We start from the raw sequence: 16,855 nt of genomic DNA, 5'->3' as shown, positions 1-16,855 counted from the left end.
GCGCAGTGGCCGTCATGGCTGCCCCGTTCGCCCTCGCCACTCTCGCCATAGCGCAGAAGCCGCTCGGGCGCGCAGCCGCTCTGCCCGAATTCCGGCGAAAGGCTTGGACCCTGCTCCCGTCGCCCGGCGGCACTGCGAGCAGTGGCAGATCAGCGCATATTCGAAGTCGTCCTCCACCTCGTACGTGCAAGCGCCGCAGAGGCAGGAGCCCTGAAGGATTCGCATGTCGGAAGGTATCTGCCGTTCAGCCGCCGTTTCAATCCTCCCGCGCGTCCATCGTGGTATATTCGCGGCGCGTGAAGCGCCAGGATCCCTCGATCCGCGCCAATTTGTCGGCATAGCGGCCGCGAAGGCGCAGGGTCTTGCCGGAAGCGGGGTCTTCGAAGATTTCCGAGGTATAGGAGATCGCGGTCGCGGCATCGCCCGCGACGCGAATCTCGCCGGGGTGGGCGACATAGATCATCGCTCGCTCGCCGCCGCCCAGCCCATAGCGTTTCATCGATTCCACCCAGGCCGCGACAATGGCCGCCTTGCCCGAATAGCCGCCGAGGTCCGGGAACTCGGGAAGCGCCCAATAGGCATCCTCCGCCCAGGTTCCGCCCCAGGTTTCGGCATCGCGCGTCATCACGCCGTGGGCATATGTGTCCAGCAGTTCGCGGATCAGGATGCGGTCTTCCAGCGGTCCGGTAAAGGCCATTGCAGGGTTCTCCCGGTTACCAGGCGTGGGTTTCGCCGTTCCACTTGTAGAACCCGCCGGACATTTCCGGGGTCAGCCGCTGCGCCAGAGCGGCGATGCCCTGCGCGCTTTCCAGCGGGGTGAGTTCGGCGGCGGGGCCGCCCATGTCGGTCTGGACCCAGCCGGGGTGCACGCTGATCGCGATGATGCCGCGGTCTTTGGTGCCCAGGGCCACCGAAACCATCAGCCGGTGCAGGGCGGCCTTGGAGGCGGAATAGGCCTCGTAGCCCGGGTAGGGCCAGGTCGAGGCGCCGACCTGGCTGCCGAAGCTCACCACTTTCGCGCCGGATCCGAGGCGCGGCAGGAAGGCCTGGAACACCCGCATCGGGCCATTGACGTTGACGTTGAACACATCCAGCCAGTCAGCAAAATCGGCGCTCTCCAGCTCGGAATCGGTGCTGCCGGAAACGCCCGCGACATTGTAGAGCACATCGATCGCGGCATCGCCGGTATCGGCCGCGCCTGCCTTTACCGAGGCATCGTCGGCCACGTCCATGGCGTGAAGCGTCACTTTCCCGCCCGAGCCTGCGGCAACGCCGCGAAGTGCGTCCGCACCATCGGGATCGCGCAGCAGGGCGAAGACACGGTCGCCCTTCGCCAGGTGCAGTTTGACGAGTTCCAGCGCGATGCCGCGCCCCGCCCCGGTGATTGCCACGTTCGCCATCGACAGATCCTTTCACAGGGCGATTTTTCCAGCGCCCACCAGCCGTTATCATCCTCTTGCGCGCAAGCCTATCAAAGGGCGGCGGCGGGCTGACCTCTCCATTCGATCAGGGCGCTGTGGTGGTTCAACCGAGCGCCTCAACGCGAGGCGCTCTCCCGCAGCCGGGTCGCCGCGGCGAGACGGCCGAGCAGGGGCGGCCATAGCCCGAGCAGGCCCGAGGCCAGCCGCGCCGCGATCGGCAGGCCCGTCACCCGGTGGAGCGCCATGGCCTTGCGGACTTGCGGCGCCACTTCGCGGCGCAGGCGGCGGGTATAGTCGGCGGAAGAAAGCCCGGCGAGCCATGCCTCCACCGCCAGGGCCGCGCTGCGCAAGGCGATGGCCATGCCGTCCCCGGTGAGCGGCGCGGTGAGCACGGCCTGGTCGCCCAGCCGGAACAGGCCGTCGCGATCTTCCGATGGGCGGTGGACATAGCCGTAAGGCAGGCCGGCGATCGAGCAGGGCCGCTCGAACAGTTCGCTGGCGCCGTCGAGCCGCCGCGCGACATGCTCGTCGCGCCCGAGTTCGGCCAGCAGCGCGCTCCAGGAACCGCCGAAGCGGTCCTTGCGGACCAGCACGCAGAAATTCATCACCCGCGCGGCCACGCGCTGCAGCCCCAGATAGCCGCCCTCAACGAACACTAGTTCCACGGCATTGCCCAGCGCGGCGTCCTGCTCGGGCGTGATGCGCCAGTGCATCTTGAAACCCACGTAGCCGGAGCTGCCGCCACCAGCGGGCTCCCTTCCGGCACCGCGAATATCGTGCTTGCCGGTGGCGAGGAACCGCGCCGGCGCATCGAACCGGCCCGCGCTGGTGTCCATGCCCGCCGCGTCCAGGCCGATCACTTTCACCCCGCGCCGCACTTCGGCCCCGGCCGCTTCCGCGGCTTCCAGCAGGGCCTCGTCGAGGAGCCGCCGGCTCACCCCGAGCCCGGTGAAGGGCAGGCGCGATTCCGCGCTGCTGCGCCCGTTGACCAGCCGCACCCGGTCGATCGCCACGGCGCCCAGCCGAAGCGGCTCGAAGGCCATGTCGCGCAAGTCACGCTGGGCTTCCACCGACAGGAATTCGCCGCAGACCTTGTGGTGCGGCCCGGCCTGGCGCTCGAACAGCTGGACGCCCGCCCCCGCCCGCGCCAGCCGCAAGGCGGCCGAGGCACCCGCGGGGCCGCCGCCCAGCACGGCGACCTCCGATCCGGCCGGATCGTCCGGGCCTACCATTTCCGCCGCTCCACGCAGTAGCGGAACGGGAAGCGCCAATGGACCTGGGCGCGATCCTCCAGCCCCGCTGCGGCCAGCAGCAGGGCCCAGTCCTCGCGGCGAAAGGCGCGGGCGATGGAGAGCGGCCCGTCGTGGCGGACGAAAGGATGCCAGCGCACCGCCCCCGCCAGCAGCGAGAAGCCGTGATAGGCGAACCAGTGCCGGTGCAGGTCGTTGACGAACCAGCCGAGCGCGGCCTTGCGCTCCATCCATTGCAGGAATGCCACGATCCCGGCGTCGTCCATGTGGTGCGTGACGAGCGAACTCACCACCAGATCCACCGGCTCGTCCGCCGCCATGGCGAAAGCGTCTCCGGTGCGGAAGTCGATGGCAAGATCGGGCTGCGTCAGGCGGCGGGCCACGGGTTCGCTGCGGGGGTTGATGTCGAAGCCGATCAGCCGCAGCGAACGCCCCCGTTTCCGCCCGTGCCGCGCCAGCGCGCGCAGCATGTCGCCCGCGCCGTAGCCCACATCCACCACGGTCAGCGTGCGGGCGGGCGGCGTGGCGGCGAAAGCACGGTCCAGGAAGGTCAGGGTCGGCGGGCGCGCCAGGGTGACGGTGTTGACCTGGGCCAGGTCCTCGATGCAGGCGGCGAATTCCTGCGCGGTCACGGCTTCGCCATCCATCCATTCCGCCTCGTGGGAGCGATGGCGAAGGCCGCGCATGGCTAGCGGGGGACCATTCTGAACCGGAAGCTCTCGGCCGCGAGTCCGGGGCCGAAGGCCATGGCGATGCCCTTGCCATTGCCGTTGCCTTTGGCCTTTGCTTTGCCGAAGTCGCCCTCATCGTCCTGCGGCGCCGCGCCCGCATGGCTCTCGATCATCGCTGCCAGCACGAACATCAGTGTGGCCGAGGACATGTTGCCATAGCGCCGCAGCACGTCGCGCGAGGGGCCGAGCGCTGCGGGGGGCAACTCCAGCGCGCGTTCCACCGCGTCCAGGATCGTGCGGCCACCGGCATGGACCGCCCAGAGGTCGTAGTCTTCCGGCGCCAGATCCCGGAAGATTCCCTGATCGTCGTTGCGGCTGCGCTCGGCGCGAAGGGCATTGGCGATGAAACTGGGCACGCGCCCATCGAGGTGCATGTCGAAGCCCTGGTCGCCGATGCGCCAGGTGATCGCCTCGGCCGAGCCGGCTATCGCGGCGGAACGGAAATCGGTGAGCGCCACGCCCCTGGGTTCGGCGGTGACCAGCGCCGCAGCCGCGCCGTCTCCGAACAGCAGCATGGACAGCAGCTTTTCGAGGTCCTGCGTGCGCTGGAAATGGATCGTGCACAGCTCCAGGTTCACCACCAGCACCCGGGCTTCCGGTTCGGAGCGCACGATATGATGCGCCAGCCGCAGGGCGTTCACCGCGGCATAGCACCCCATGAATCCGACCACGGTGCGTTCGACGGCGGGATCGATGCCGGTCTGCGCCACCAGCAACTGGTCCAGCCCCGGCGCGACGAAGCCGGTGCAGGATGCCATGACGAGATGCGTGATCCCCTCGGCGGCGATGTCGGGGCTGAGCGCCCGCACCGCCTGGAGCGCCAGCGCCGGGGCGTCTCGTTCGTAGCGGGCCATGCGCTCGGCCGTAGAGGGCCAGTCGCCAAGGCCGTAGAAACGTTCGCGGTCGGTGAGCTGCCCGTCGGGCAGCACTTCCGGCTCGATGAACGAGAATCGCCGGTCGATCCCCGAGCGCGACACCATGCGGTCGAACAGGCGCAAATGCGCCGGCTCCCGAAGGGCCGAGCGCACGAAGGCGACGAAGGCGTCGTGGACCTGGTGAGGCGGAACGGCGGTGCCGATGGCGTTGATATGGGCGGTTGCGGTCATGACGGGAGCCGGCCGATCAGCACGGCGTTGAGGCCGCCGAAGGCGAAGCTGTTCGAGACCAGCACCCGGTGGTCTATCGGTACGGCGCCGGGCGAGGCTTCGGCAAGGGCCAGCGGCAGATCGCAATCCGGGGCGGCGCCGAGATGGTTGAGCACCGGCGGCGCAGCCCCGCGTGCGAGGGCCTCCATGCCGATGACGAATTCCATGGCCGCCGTCGCGCCGATCAGGTGGCCGTGGGCGGACTTGGTGGCGATCACCGTGCTTGCTTCCAGGAAGCGGCCGTAGATCGCCCGGATCGCCGCGGCTTCCACGGGGTCGTTCAGCCGCGTGCCGGTTCCGTGCGTGGAGATCAGCGCGGGCACTTCCGGAGCGATCCCGGCGTCCTCGTGCGCGGCGCGGATCGCGGTTTCTATGCCTTCGCGGTCCGGCGCGGTCATGTCGGCGGCGTCGCTGCTGGTGCCGTAGCCTGCCAGTTCGCCCAGGATATTCGCGCCCCGCGCCCGGGCATGGTCTTCGCTTTCCAGCACCACCACGGCTGCGCCTTCGCCCAGCACCATGCCCTTGCGGTCTTTCGAGAAGGGCCGGCAGGTATCGTCCGCCATCACTCCCACCGCGCTCCACGCCGTCCACGAGCCGAGCGTGAGGCAGGCCTCGCTGCCCCCGGCGATGGCCACGTCCGCGCGGCCGGAACGGATCATGTGCATCGCCTCTCCCAGGGCATGGGCGGAAGAGGCGCAGGCGCTGGCGATCACGAACGTCGGCCCGTGAACGCCCAGCACCATGGCCAGGTGGCTGGCGGGGGCCGAGATCATCGAAGCGGGGATCGTCTGCGGATGAACTTTCGCCAGGTCGCGGCCGTAGAGGCGTTCGTAGGCCTGGTCCATGGTGGCATTGCCGCCGCTGCCGCAGCCGATCAGGATGGCCGTGCGCCGCGCCAGCGAGGGATGGCCGCGCAGCCCGGCGGCCTCTACCGCCTCCAGCCCGGCTGTCAGCGCGTGGAGCGACAGGGGATCGAGCTGCCCCAGCGGCCGGAGGTCGTCCTTGTCGCCCACCGCCTGTTCCAGGGCCATGCGGCAGGCCTCGGCGTCGACACGGGCGGCGGGGCCGTCGATCCGCCAGGCGGGATGGCCTTCGGGCGCCTCGCGCCGCCAGGGCCGGATCGCCCCTTCGCCTGCGGCCAGCTTGCGCCAGGTCTGCGCCAGGCCGATGCCCAGGCCGCTGACGCAGCCGAAGCCGGTCAGGACGACCTTGCGGCTCACGAAGGGGCCAGTCGCATCACGAGGTCCACGAAATCGGCGATGGTGGAACTGGGATCGAGCTTGTCGGGATCGACTTCCACGCCGAACTTGTCCTCGATGATGAAGAGCGTGCTGGCGACGTCGAGCGAGCCTATGTCGAGCTGTTCGAACGTGGCGTCAGGCCGCAAGGCAGCGGGATCGAGCCCGGACTCTTCCGCAATGACACCCAGGATCGCTTCCTTGGAAACCGTCATGCCGCTGCTTTCCCCTTCCATGTTTTGGGTTTCGGTGAACCGTTATCCGGCCTGTCTTGCCGATGCCGGGCCGTCTTTGCCTGCGGGCCGCTCATGCGGTGCCCTGCGCATCGGTGAGACGGGCGGCGGCGGGCCAGTTCGTCGCTGGCGGGCCTGCCGGGGCCGCAAGGGACGCGATCGAAACCAGGGCGAGCAATGCCTTCATGACGATCCTCCACCATGGCCGAAATGTCGGGCCGGAGGAGACGGTATCACGCACAATCAGCCGCGTACATGGAATTGCGCCCGTGAAGACAGGGTCATGCGGAATGGTCGGGCGGCCCGATCCGGCATGCTCCGGCGGCGGCAGGATTGTCGGCGCGGCGAAGGTGATCTAGGCCCCGCAGATGGCAGGGCAGACAAGCAGGGCGGACAGTTGGGCGATCAGGTTGGGGAAAGACGATGACGGACGTGCTGAAACTCCTGCCGATCCTGTCCGGCGCGGATGAGGGGGAGCGCTTCGACGATCTGCTGCGCCGGCCGGGTGTCCGCATCGAGCGGATCGAATCCCATGGCCACGTCACCCCGGCCGACCAGCCCTATGTGCAGGACTGGGACGAATGGGTCCTGGTTCTCTCCGGCGCGGCGGAACTGGATCTGGACGGCACGGGGCCGTGCAGGCTGGGCATGGGCGAGGCGCTGTTGATCCCGGCAGGCACGGCGCACCGCGTCACCTATACCGCCGATCCGACGATCTGGCTGGCCATCCACTTGGGCGAGACCGAGCCGCCCGCTGCCGGGTAGGAGAGAGCGGTCTGCACGGGCCTGGTTCGGGACCACGGCCGGAAACGGGTTCTCCCTCGGCGGGGCGCCTGTTTTCGCCTCAAGTTCGCCAACGGTGCCGGACGACGACAACCTTAAGCGGGTTCAGAAACCGTAGCGCAATTCGGCGGTGCCGCGTGGCGGCAGGGTGAGCGACCAGGTCGCCACGCCGTCGATCCGTTCAAGACTCTGTCCTTCTGCGGTAATGTCCTGCCCGGCGGAACCGATCGGCACATCGACCGCGACGGGAAAGGGATTGGCGTTGGTCAGGCTGAGCACGGCGCCCTTTGGCGAGGTTTGGCGCTGCGACACCAGCACTTGCGTGCTGGTTTTGGCTGAAAGGCGGAAGGTCTCGCCTTCGGCGCGGTCAGTGAGTGAACCCAGGCCGAGGAGCTGCGTGCCGGTTCCGGGCGCCTGCGCATAGAGGGCGGTGCTGCCGGCGGGAAGCGCAAGGCCCAGCCCCGCTTCACTCTTGTTGCGCAGCACCAGGACCACGGTGCTCGGCGCATTGTCCAGCCTCTGCCCCGGATAGACCGCGCGCCGGTAGCGTCGCTCGAAAGGAACGGCGCTGCGGGTGAGCAGGGCCACCTGCTTCTGCCCGCGCGGGGAGACGGTGACGCGTTCGGGCACACGGTAGAGCTTGAGATCGCCCAAGTCTTCCGGTGGCGGCGGGGGAGGCGGCGGCGGTGGGGGCGGCGGCGCAGGTGCTGCCATGAGGGGCGGGGGCGGCGCTCCGGCGCGCATGGCCGTGACGAAGATTTCCTCGGCCTGCGGAACGATCCGGCGCAAGTCGGAAGTGGTGGTGCCCAGGGGATAGCAGACGAGGCGCAGTGCCGAGACCGCGGCGCGCAAGGAGGGCGTGTAGACCCGGTTGAGGCGCCCGGCGACGGCGTTCACTTCGGCATCGGCGAAAGCCTGTCCGTTGCCGTTGGCCAGCGTCAGCCAGGCGAAGAGATCCAGCGAGCGACCGTCCGCGGCCTGGGTCGCGACATAGCTGGCGCGCCAGTCGAAGCCCGAGGCGATGTAGCTGAGGCGCACGGTGACCGTGCGCGCAGCCGGGCTTTCGGTGGTCACGCTCAGCACCGGCTTGCTCGAAAGGCCGGCCGGCACACCGTCGTAATGCAGCTGTTCGGGCAGTCCCGAACAGCGCAGCGTCTCGATCCCCGCCTTCGTCTGGAGCACGACACCGGGCTGAGGCCCTGCAACGATGGTGGCATCCTCGCTCACCGGGCGGCCAGTGGCCTTGTCCGTGCGCGTCAGCGTGACCTGTCGCCCCAGCGTGCCGTCCACCAGCGAGGCGGGCGAGAGCAGGCGGGCATCGCGGTTATTCTCGATCGTGCCGCCGGGCAGGCCCTCGATCACGGCGCTGACCGGGATCACGCCCTCCGCCACGCCTTCGAAGCGCAGCACCGCCCGGCCGCGCGGCAGGCGGACCTTGCGCGTTTCCGTCACCATGGCGAACCCGTCGAGGTTGCGCAGGTTCAGCGATCCCCCTCCGTTCGGCGCGCGGTAGACGGTCAGCGAAACCCGGTCGGGCCTGGGCGAGGTGACGGTGATGTTCGACCGGGCGCGCTGCGGCGCGGCGCGCGGGGCCGGGGCGCTGTCCTGCACCCGATCCTGCGCTTCCAGCGCAGGCGCCGCAAGCGACGCAGGCAGCAGGACCGCCAGGCAGAGCCGCCGGAACATCAGTAGCGCGTGTCGAACGTGGCGGTGACGACCGCCTCTCCATTGGCGGGGACCGGCACCTGCCAGACCGTGGAGCCTGCATCGCGGCGCTCGCTCTTGCGGTTTTCCTCGGTCACGCGCGTATCCGTCCAGTCCAGGCCGCTCTGGACCAGTTCGACGGTGGCCGGCCGGCCCCGCGCATTGGTCAGGCGGTAGCGCATCTGGGTGCGCCAGCGCTGGTCGCCCAGCTTGGTGCGGGCGACCACGGTGGGCTGCACTTTCACGTCGAAAGCGTCGCCGGTGGGCAGGGAGATCGTCGATCCCTGCGGGGTGTGATCGATGCTGTTCTCGCCAGTGAACTGCGGCTGGCCGCGCGCGTCGCGCACATAGACGCGCACCGTGCCGGCGGGCAGCGCGTCTCCCAGGCCGGCGGCGCCGGAATTGGCGAAGCGCAGCACGCTCTGGGCGCTGCGGCTCTCGTTCGCGCTACCCAGCCAGCCGTTCTCGAACCGGTATCCGGCGCTGGCGGCCACGCCCTTCGCGTCAAGGAAGCTGACCTGCTTGGTCTGCTTGTCGGCAATGGTGGTGCGCTCTGCCAAAGGATAGAGATAGAAATCGCCCAGTTGCTCGCGCTCGGCACTTTCGGTGCCGGGCTGCACGCGGGTCATGCGGCGGGGCTGGGGCATGTAGCTGTTGCGATCGTTCGTATTGCCCACTTCGCCGGCCACCAGCAGGGTGCGCGCATTGTTGAACGTGGTGCCGCTGGTGTTGGTCAGGGTGACCCAGCCCTGCACGTCCACTTTCCCGCTCTTGTCGTCGAACAGGGCGACATAGTCCGCGCTCCAGCCCAGGCCGCCGCTGAGATAGGAGAGCGTTGCCGGCCGCGTGCCCGACCGCGTGCTGGCGAGCGTGACGGACAGCGTGGGGCGGGCACGGAGCGATTCGGGCACGCGGTCGAACACGGCGCGCACCGGCAGACCATCGTCCCGCAGCACTTCGACATGACCGCCGACGTCCAGCACCACGCCGCCGTTTACCGCCAGGACTTTCGCCTTTTCGCGCGTTTCGGCGCCGGTGGCGGGATTGGTGCGGATGAGAGTGATCGTTTCTCCCTGCGCCTTTTCCATGAGGCTGGACGGGGTGAGCAGGTCGAAGTCGAAATTCTGCTCCACGATGGCGGCATCGGCCACGGTGAGCGAGACAGTCTCGGGCCGGATGCGGGCGCTGACATCGGGGAAGTTCTGCCGCACGCGGCCGCTGGCGAGGCTGAGCTGGCGCACGTCCTGCACCAGGGCGACATCGTTGTTGTAGATCGTGACCGAGAGATCGCCCTGCGCCGTGGGTGCATTGGGCGTGGCGGGGTCCGTGGGGGCAGGCGCCTGAGCCGTTCCCTGCGCCGCCAGCGGCAGTGGCATGAGGCAGAGGGCCAGGATCGGCACGGCCCCTATCGGAACCACACGCGCGAAACGACCGGCCAGAAACGTGCGCATCGAATTCCCCTCTGCCATGACCGCTCCTTCATGCCGGTCCGCAGCGCGTCATTCAATGCACACTTGCTGTAAGATTTTACGAAAACGGACCTTTCTCCGCCTTGACCGGCTCGCGATGCTCGTTGAGGTCCTGCATGGTGCGGGCGGCGAAGCGGTGCAGGCGGGCCAGTCGTTCGCCGCTGCCGAAGATCGGCCGGTGCAGCAGCATGCCCATGTGCATGGCGCTGGTGAAATCGTGCGCCAGCTTGAGATTGTCCCAGTCGTCGCGCCACTGCGGGAAGGCCTCGATCATCTCACCCATCCAGATCTCGTCGTAGCGGCGGGCAACGGGATCGAAGATGGCTGCCAGTTCTGCGTTCGTCCGCGCCGCCACAGTCAGTTCCAGCCAGGCGGCATATTCGCGCGTCTGCACGGAGCGCCAGTGCGCCTCGCAGGCCAACTCGATCTTCGGTTCGCCGGCGCGGCGGGACAGCAAGTCGAGATAATCGTCCAGGAAGCTGCGCATGCGGTGGTAGACGGCGTGGTCGAGCACGGCGCCGACCAGCGCCAGCCGCGAAGGAAAGTGGTGGTGCATGGCCCCGCGCGAAACGTCGCAGCGCGCCGCGACGGCGGCCGTAGCGAGGCCGGGATAGCCGTGTTCGACCAGGCAGTCGATCGCCGCCGAAACCAGCCGCTCGCGCATCCGCGCGCTCTTGCGTTGCTGCCATTTGACGGGCGGTTCGGCATGGATTTCCGGGGCCAGGGCGCTGAGGATGCGGTCCTGAAGGGTTTCGCTGTTCATGGCCTCTCCTTGGCCCTCATTGCTGCCTCACGTTGCTGCCCCTCTGGGCATGCGAACGCCACCTAGCCTTAGTCGCAGGTGAGGGACTGGGCCGCCTCATACCATAAAACCGGCAGTTGAGTCGGTTTTGGACGGCTCATCGGGCCCATCCAGACATGCCGCGAAGGCATGCGGGGACGGAGAGGAAGGCAGACCATGACCGAGGCGCAACTGGCGACAGCCTACGATATTGCGGCGGAAGTGCGCGACCTTGCCGCAAGGCGCGACATTGCCGAGGCGGCACACCGCTACATGCGCGGGCTGGACCGGCTCGACGCGGCGCTCCAGCGCCAGGCCTTCCACGATGACGCCATGATCGACTGCGGGCTGATGAAGGGCCCGGCGGACGAATTCGTGGCCTTCTGCCAGGATCTGCTCGGCACGATGGAAGCGACGCATCACCTGCTGGGCCAGCACCGCATCGAGATATCGGGCGAGAGCGCAACGGGAGAGGCCTATTTCCAGGCCTGGCACGGCGTGCGCGACGAGTCGGGCGGGGTGCGCGACCTCTTCATCGCCGGGCGCTATCTGGACGAATACGCCTGCCGGGACGGCGAATGGCGCATCACTTCGCGCCTGCTCGTGACCGACTGGGTCAAGGACGACCCCGGCTCGCTCGATTTCTTCGCCGCCAATCCCGGCGCCGTTCGTGGCGGGCGCCACGGCGCGGATCCCAGTTACACCCAGGCCCGACAGGCAGGAGCAGGTTCATGAACCTCCAGAGCAAGGTTTCCCGCTATTCGCAGGAATTCGATCCGCCGGTGCGCGGCGATACCATCACTGCCGACCGCTATATCTCCAGGGAGTGGATGGCAGGCGAGATGAAGAACCTCTGGCCCAAGGTCTGGCACCTGGGCGGCGTGCTGGCCGATCTGGAGGAGCCGGGCGACGTGATCCGGCACAATTTCGCCAAGGAATCCGTCATCATGGTGCGGCAGGAGGACGATTCCGTCCGCGCCTTCTACAATTCCTGCCCCCATCGCGGAAACCGGCTGATCCTGGCCGATGTGACCAGCGTGCCGCGCATCACCTGCGGCTATCACAACTGGACCTACGACTTGGACGGCACGCTGATCAAGGTGCAGGATCCGGACGACTTCGAGGGCGGCAGCCCCTGCGGCAAAGTCCATTTGTCCGAACTGCGCTGCGAGACCTGGGGCCCGTTCGTGTTCTGGTGCATGGACGACGACGTCGCCCCGCTGCACGAATGGCTCGCGCCTTTCCCCGAGCGTCTGGCCGGCTACGGCATCGAGAACTGGGTGCGCGTGCTCAACCTCTCGGCCGATTGCGAGTTCAACTGGAAGATCATCCGGGACAATTTCAACGAGAGCTACCACCTGCCGACCATTCACCCGGAACTGGCGACTTTCATCAACGACGGGCTGCCGGACACACTGTTCGAGATGTACCCATCGGGCCACAACTCGATGTGGATGAAGGGCCATCAGGCCACCACCCGCGTCGATTACCACACCACCGAAGTCCCCGCCCCGCTCGACCAGATCGCGCGGGCCTGGGGTATCGACCCGGAGGCCTACGCCGGCCACACCGGCGACTTGCGCGCCGCGGTGATCGAGGCGAAGCGGCGGCTGGGGCCGGGCCGGGGCTTCACCAACTACGATAGGATGAGCGACCAGCAGCTGGTGGACTATTTCCACTGCACGCTGTTCCCCAACCTGACGCTGACCATGAGCCCCGAACAGCTCCAGGTCCTGCGCACGGAGCCGCATCCCACCGATCCCGAGAAGTGCGTGTTCCAGCACTGGTGCCTCTATCCGCCGGTGGAAGGCATGCGCGAGGTGGAGACTCCGCTCGGCACCGTGCCGCTGCGGCATGACGCGGTGGCGCGCCATTCGGTCTATGGCGACGGCGTTTCGGTGGGCTTCGTGGCGGATCAGGACCTCTCGATCGGCACCAGCCAGCAGCAGGGCCTCAATTCGCGCGGCTTCAAGGGCTGCATCCTGCCGGGCCAGGAAAAGCGCGTGCAGCGCTTCCACGAACTGCTCAACGACATGGTGCAGGGGTGAGCCCGGCGCCGCCCCGTCTCATCGAAGCATGCCCGATCGAGGACAGGCTGGCGATCCAGGACCTGCTGATCGCCTATGCCCATGCGGTGGACAGCCTCCACGACATCGACGGCATCCTCGCCGTCTTCGTGGAGGATGCGGTGTTCGACCTGTCGGGCATCGGTTTTCCGGCTCTGGAGGGGCACGGGGCGATCGGCGGGTTCTTCCGCGATACGTTCGCGGCGATGGCCGCGCACGCGCATTACCTCAGCAACTTCGCGATCACCGCCTACGAAGGCGACCGGGCCTCGATCCGTGCCTATGTCACCGGCATGGGCCGGTACGCGGCCGGTGGCGGAATCACCGTCCACGGGCGCTATTACTTCGATGTCGTGCGCACGGCGGCGGGCTGGAAGGCCGTGCGCTATACGATGGATTTCCTGATGCCGCCGGAAGGCGCGGTGCCGGTCGAGGGATAGCCCCGGCCGGCTTGCCGCCCGCGGGCGGTCAGTCGACCGAGTCCTGGAGCGTGACGCCGAAAATCTCCCTGCGCGGCCAGCCATCCTCGTCGTAGACCGGCTCCACGCCTGTGGCTGCGTAGATCTGCACCGCAAAGCCCGTAAGCTCGTAGCGGCCGAGATGTTCGCGCATGGCGGCATAGGAGCTGTGCGCGAAGTGGCCGAGCAGGGCGCGTTCGCTCTCCCATTCCTCGTAGACGTGGATCAGGCCGGGATCGAGCGGATCGACCGCCCAGTTGTAGGCCGTGCAGCCCTGTTCCTCGCGGCTGGAGGCGATATGGGCGGCGCCGCCGCGGATGATCTCGCCGCAGAGCGCGTCGTCGCCCGCAAAGCGAAGGGTTCCGGCCACGATGATGCGCATGATGAGTCCTTTCAGATCGGGCGGATGGCCGGTGTCTCGTGGATTTCCAGGATTTCGAAGACGTTGCCGAAGAAGTCGCGGCAATACGTTCCCGCGTAGCCGTGCCGGCTGCCGTCGGCATCGGTGGTGATGGTGGCCAGTTCCGGCGGGGCGTGCACGGGAAGCCCGGCCGCGACGATACGCGCGTGGACGGCGGCAAGGTCCTGCACCTGCAAGGCGATATGGGTATAGCCATATTCGTTGACGCCGCGGCGCGGGTCCTGCGGCTGCTGCTTCGGCGCGCTATATTCGAAGACCTCGATCTGCACATTGCCGAGGCGGCAGAAGAACTGCTCCGCCGCGCTGCCCTGCAAGCCGACGATCTCGTCGATGAAGGGATTGTCGGCCCAGTGCAGGGGCTCCACTTCTTCGACCGCGCCGAGGATGCCCAGGTAGAATTCACGCGCCTTGCCGAGATCGGGCACCGAGACCCCGATGTGATGAATGCCGAGAATGCCGGGAAGCGGGGCGGGGGAGCTGGGTGTCATGGGATCTCTCCGGAAGGACCTTCGGTCAGACCTGGCTGAACCCTCCGTCCATCACGAGTTCGTCGCAGGTCATGAAGCTGGAGGCCTCGCTGGCGAGGAAGACCACGCCGCCGGCCATTTCCTCCGGCCTGCCGAGGCGGCCGATGGGGTGGGTGGTGTTCATCGCCGCCAGTGAAGCCTCGCGCGAGGGCGAGGCGCCGAGTTCGACATAGCGGTCCATGATCGAGGCCAGCATCGGCGTCTCGATGCCGCCGGGGTGCACCGAATTGACGCGGATATTGTACTTGAGCGCCGCGAATTCAGCGCCGAGACACTTGGACAGCATCTTGATCGCCGCCTTGCTGACGCAATAGGCCGCATTGAACGCCGCGCCGCGCAGGCCGCCGACGCTGGAGAAGTTGATTATCGAGGCCCCGCCCTTACGAGCCTTGCCGCCCGCCTTGAGCAGATCCAGCAGCACTTGCGTGCCGATGATCGCGGAATCGACGTTGATCGCGTTGATCCGGTGGAATTCGGAGAGCGGGGTCTCCTCGAACCTGGTGACGATCGAGAGGCCGGCGTTGTTCACCAGCACGTCGAGCCGGCCGTAGCTTTCGCGAACCAGCGCCTCCACCGCGCGCCAGTCGGCCTCGCTGGTGACGTCGTGCTTCAGGTAGTGGTCGGCGCCTTCGATCTCCGCCCCGTCCTTCAGATCGGTGGCGATGACGGTGGCGCCGGCAGCCTTCAGGGCCTTGACGATCTCGCGGCCGATACCGCCTGCCGCGCCGGTGACGACGGCAATGGCGTCGGGAAGGGCGCCGGGTGAGGGTGCGGTCATCGTAAGTTTCTCCAGAAGGCTGTCATTTCGTTGGTCCTTCCCTCGCCTTTCGTCATTGCGAGGCCCGAAGGGCCGCGGCAACCCAGAGCGCAATGGCGCCGCCCTGGATTGCTTCGTCAGCTTGGCCTCCTCGCAATGACGAAGGGGGGAGAGTGTCCGGAAGGGTCACTGCGCGGTCCAGCCGCCGTCGATGACCAGCTCCGCGCCGGTCATGTAGGAACTGTCCGCAGAGGCGAGGAAGAACACCGCGCTCGCCAGCTCGGAAGGATCGGCAAGGCGGCCGATCGGCGTCCGGCTCGACATCAGGTCCACCAGATCCTGCGGCTTTTCGGCGACGCCCTTGTCCACCCAGCGCTGGAAGCCTTCCCTGAGCAAGGGCGTCATCACGAAGCCTGGATGCAGCGAATTGGCGCGGATCGGCATCTTCTTCTCGGCGAATTCCAGCGCGATCGACTTGGTGAACAGCCGCACCGCGCCCTTGCTGGCGTTGTAGCCGGAAACCTCGCTCATGCCGACGAGGCCCATGATCGAGCTGACATTGATGATCGAGGCGCCGCCCGCCACGTCCGCGCCGCTGGCAGCCATCAGCGGCACGAAGGTGCGCACGCCCAGGAACACACCGTCGACATTGATGCTCATGATCCGCCGCCAGCCCTCCAGCGAGGTTTCCGCGACCGGGCCGGTCAGGTCGATGCCCGCGTTGTTGACCAGGATGTGCAGCTTGCCGTGGCGCCGGGTTACGGCATCGAGCACGGCGGTCCAATCCTGCTCGCTGGTGACGTTGGCCTGCACGTAGCTCGCCGCCTGTCCAAGTCGGCCCAGCGTCTCGACCACCAGCGCACTGTCCTGCGCCTCAAGGTCGGTAAGCACGACTTCCGCGCCCTCGGCCAGGAAGCGCTCCACGCAGGCGAGGCCGATGCCGCGAAGGCCGCCCGAAACCAGCGCCACGCGGCCGTTCAGCCGCTGCGAACCCAGATCGCTCATACGCCCATCATCCCTGCCGTGGTTGCCCCGTCGATCACGTATTCGCTGCCCGAGACGAACTGCGATTCGTCCGAGGCGAACCAGGCGACCAGCCCGGCGATCTCCTCCACGCGCGCCATCCGGCCGAACGGGGACAGGCCCTCGTAAGCGGCGCGGGTGGTCGCCGGATCGCCCGAAGTCTCGATCAGGTTGCGGATCAGCGCCGTCTCCACCACGCCGGGCAGGATCGCATTGACGCGGATGCCGTACTTGCGATTGCCCGCGTGGACCGCCGCCGACTTCACCAGCGCGACGACTGCTGCCTTCGACACCGAATAGGCCACGAAATTACCCATCGCCCGGTGCGCGTTCATCGAGGAATTGACGAGGATCGACCCGGTCGGCCCATCCGGGTTTTTGGCCATCAGCCGCATCGCGTGCTGCACGGTGAGCATGGCGCCGGTCTGGTTGACGCCGATGACGTTCTCCCAGCCCTCCAGCGAGATGTCCTCCACGCTGCCGTCGCCATGCTCGGTGCCGGCATTGGCGAAGGCGAAGTCCAGGCGGCCGTAATCGTTCTCGATCCGCGCGGAGAGCGCATCCCATGCGGCGCCGTCGCGCACGTTGTGGCTGACGAATTCGGCGCCGGTCTGGCTGCACACCGCGTCCGCGGCATTGCGGTTGGAGCCGGTGAACACGACCCGCGCGCCTTCCGCGCAGAGCCGCTGCACGGCCCCGGCGCCGATGCCGGATGTGCCTCCGGTGACGAGGGCCACCTTGCCTTCAAGCCGCTTCACGGCATTCTCCCAGCTGTTCGTTGCTTTCGAACATGGCGGATCTGCGTGATGGGGCAACCTATGATTAGAGCAAGGTGACTTCCCCTTCCC

Annotated in this window: 20 protein-coding genes; 4 read left to right on the top strand and 16 right to left on the bottom strand. The window is 67.8% G+C overall.

Annotated features, from left to right (window positions below; translation table 11 throughout):
* Window positions 1-12: 12 nt before the first annotated feature.
* From ACZ1J6_RS08090 to ACZ1J6_RS08055, 8 genes are all read right to left on the bottom strand, one after another.
* A complete protein-coding gene (locus ACZ1J6_RS08090; protein ID WP_465127269.1) occupies window positions 13-225 on the bottom strand; it encodes a GFA family protein in 213 nt (70 codons plus the stop codon).
* Between the two features lie 31 nt (window positions 226-256).
* On the bottom strand, window positions 257-697 hold the full coding sequence (locus ACZ1J6_RS08085; protein ID WP_431568875.1) for a nuclear transport factor 2 family protein: 441 nt from the start codon (window positions 695-697) through the stop codon (window positions 257-259).
* A 16-nt stretch (window positions 698-713) separates the two neighbouring features.
* On the bottom strand, window positions 714-1,400 hold the full coding sequence (locus ACZ1J6_RS08080; RefSeq protein WP_132267557.1) for an SDR family oxidoreductase: 687 nt from the start codon (window positions 1,398-1,400) through the stop codon (window positions 714-716).
* Between the two features lie 137 nt (window positions 1,401-1,537).
* A complete protein-coding gene (locus ACZ1J6_RS08075) occupies window positions 1,538-2,653 on the bottom strand; it encodes an NAD(P)/FAD-dependent oxidoreductase (RefSeq protein WP_465127268.1) in 1,116 nt (371 codons plus the stop codon).
* Window positions 2,647-3,357, bottom strand: coding sequence for a methyltransferase domain-containing protein (locus ACZ1J6_RS08070; RefSeq protein ID WP_431568877.1), 711 nt, complete (start codon window positions 3,355-3,357; stop codon window positions 2,647-2,649). The genes ACZ1J6_RS08075 and ACZ1J6_RS08070 overlap by 7 nt, the downstream gene beginning before the upstream one ends.
* A gap of 2 nt (window positions 3,358-3,359) precedes the next feature.
* The gene (locus tag ACZ1J6_RS08065; protein WP_431568878.1) at window positions 3,360-4,508 is read right to left on the bottom strand and encodes a type III polyketide synthase; all 1,149 of its coding nucleotides are present in this window, start codon (window positions 4,506-4,508) and stop codon (window positions 3,360-3,362) included.
* Complete coding sequence (locus tag ACZ1J6_RS08060; protein ID WP_431568879.1) at window positions 4,505-5,767, bottom strand: beta-ketoacyl-[acyl-carrier-protein] synthase family protein; 1,263 nt, start codon at window positions 5,765-5,767, stop codon at window positions 4,505-4,507. Before ACZ1J6_RS08060 ends, ACZ1J6_RS08065 begins: the two co-directional genes overlap by 4 nt.
* Window positions 5,764-6,000, bottom strand: a complete 237-nt coding sequence (locus ACZ1J6_RS08055; protein ID WP_431568880.1) for an acyl carrier protein — start codon at window positions 5,998-6,000, stop codon at window positions 5,764-5,766. The genes ACZ1J6_RS08060 and ACZ1J6_RS08055 overlap by 4 nt, the downstream gene beginning before the upstream one ends.
* Before the next feature lie 441 nt (window positions 6,001-6,441).
* Here ACZ1J6_RS08055 and ACZ1J6_RS08050 point away from each other — a divergent pair, with 441 nt between their 5' ends.
* Complete coding sequence (locus ACZ1J6_RS08050) at window positions 6,442-6,783, top strand: cupin domain-containing protein (RefSeq protein WP_314467263.1); 342 nt, start codon at window positions 6,442-6,444, stop codon at window positions 6,781-6,783.
* A 123-nt stretch (window positions 6,784-6,906) separates the two neighbouring features.
* Here ACZ1J6_RS08050 and ACZ1J6_RS08045 read toward each other — a convergent pair whose 3' ends face one another.
* From ACZ1J6_RS08045 to ACZ1J6_RS08035, 3 genes are all read right to left on the bottom strand, one after another.
* On the bottom strand, window positions 6,907-8,487 hold the full coding sequence (locus tag ACZ1J6_RS08045) for a DUF4139 domain-containing protein (RefSeq protein WP_465127267.1): 1,581 nt from the start codon (window positions 8,485-8,487) through the stop codon (window positions 6,907-6,909).
* Window positions 8,487-9,881 carry a DUF4139 domain-containing protein gene (locus ACZ1J6_RS08040; RefSeq protein WP_465127446.1) on the bottom strand — a complete coding sequence of 465 codons (1,395 nt, stop codon included), beginning with the start codon at window positions 9,879-9,881 and terminating at the stop codon, window positions 8,487-8,489. The genes ACZ1J6_RS08045 and ACZ1J6_RS08040 overlap by 1 nt, the downstream gene beginning before the upstream one ends.
* 151 nt (window positions 9,882-10,032) lie before the next feature.
* A complete protein-coding gene (locus ACZ1J6_RS08035) occupies window positions 10,033-10,737 on the bottom strand; it encodes a TetR/AcrR family transcriptional regulator (RefSeq protein ID WP_132267545.1) in 705 nt (234 codons plus the stop codon).
* Window positions 10,738-10,932: 195 nt separating this feature from the next.
* On the opposite strand from ACZ1J6_RS08035, the gene ACZ1J6_RS08030 reads away from it, so the two are divergent.
* The 3 genes from ACZ1J6_RS08030 to ACZ1J6_RS08020 are packed head-to-tail and all read left to right on the top strand — an operon-like array spanning window position 10,933 to window position 13,261.
* The gene (locus ACZ1J6_RS08030; RefSeq protein ID WP_465127266.1) at window positions 10,933-11,490 is read left to right on the top strand and encodes a nuclear transport factor 2 family protein; all 558 of its coding nucleotides are present in this window, start codon (window positions 10,933-10,935) and stop codon (window positions 11,488-11,490) included.
* Entirely contained in the window at window positions 11,487-12,803 is a 1,317-nt protein-coding gene (locus tag ACZ1J6_RS08025; RefSeq protein ID WP_465127265.1) for an aromatic ring-hydroxylating oxygenase subunit alpha, read from the top strand. Before ACZ1J6_RS08030 ends, ACZ1J6_RS08025 begins: the two co-directional genes overlap by 4 nt.
* Window positions 12,800-13,261: a nuclear transport factor 2 family protein gene (locus ACZ1J6_RS08020; RefSeq protein ID WP_431568884.1), complete on the top strand. Its 462-nt coding sequence runs from the start codon at window positions 12,800-12,802 to the stop codon at window positions 13,259-13,261. The genes ACZ1J6_RS08025 and ACZ1J6_RS08020 overlap by 4 nt, the downstream gene beginning before the upstream one ends.
* 28 nt (window positions 13,262-13,289) lie before the next feature.
* On the opposite strand, the gene ACZ1J6_RS08015 is transcribed toward ACZ1J6_RS08020, so the two are convergent.
* From ACZ1J6_RS08015 to ACZ1J6_RS07995, 5 genes are all read right to left on the bottom strand, one after another.
* Complete coding sequence (locus tag ACZ1J6_RS08015) at window positions 13,290-13,661, bottom strand: putative quinol monooxygenase (RefSeq protein WP_314467249.1); 372 nt, start codon at window positions 13,659-13,661, stop codon at window positions 13,290-13,292.
* An 11-nt stretch (window positions 13,662-13,672) separates the two neighbouring features.
* Window positions 13,673-14,188 (bottom strand): VOC family protein, encoded by a 516-nt coding sequence (locus ACZ1J6_RS08010; RefSeq protein WP_132267539.1) that lies wholly within the window; start codon window positions 14,186-14,188, stop codon window positions 13,673-13,675.
* 25 nt (window positions 14,189-14,213) lie between these two features.
* Window positions 14,214-15,005 (bottom strand): SDR family oxidoreductase, encoded by a 792-nt coding sequence (locus ACZ1J6_RS08005; RefSeq protein WP_465127264.1) that lies wholly within the window; start codon window positions 15,003-15,005, stop codon window positions 14,214-14,216.
* 165 nt (window positions 15,006-15,170) lie between these two features.
* Window positions 15,171-15,989: a glucose 1-dehydrogenase gene (locus ACZ1J6_RS08000; RefSeq protein ID WP_431568886.1), complete on the bottom strand. Its 819-nt coding sequence runs from the start codon at window positions 15,987-15,989 to the stop codon at window positions 15,171-15,173.
* Entirely contained in the window at window positions 15,986-16,765 is a 780-nt protein-coding gene (locus ACZ1J6_RS07995) for an SDR family NAD(P)-dependent oxidoreductase (protein ID WP_431568887.1), read from the bottom strand. The genes ACZ1J6_RS08000 and ACZ1J6_RS07995 overlap by 4 nt, the downstream gene beginning before the upstream one ends.
* Window positions 16,766-16,855: the final 90 nt, after the last annotated feature.

This window comes from Novosphingobium sp. BL-S-21 (genome assembly GCF_055521655.1).
This window is presented reverse-complemented; position numbering and strand designations above follow the sequence as displayed.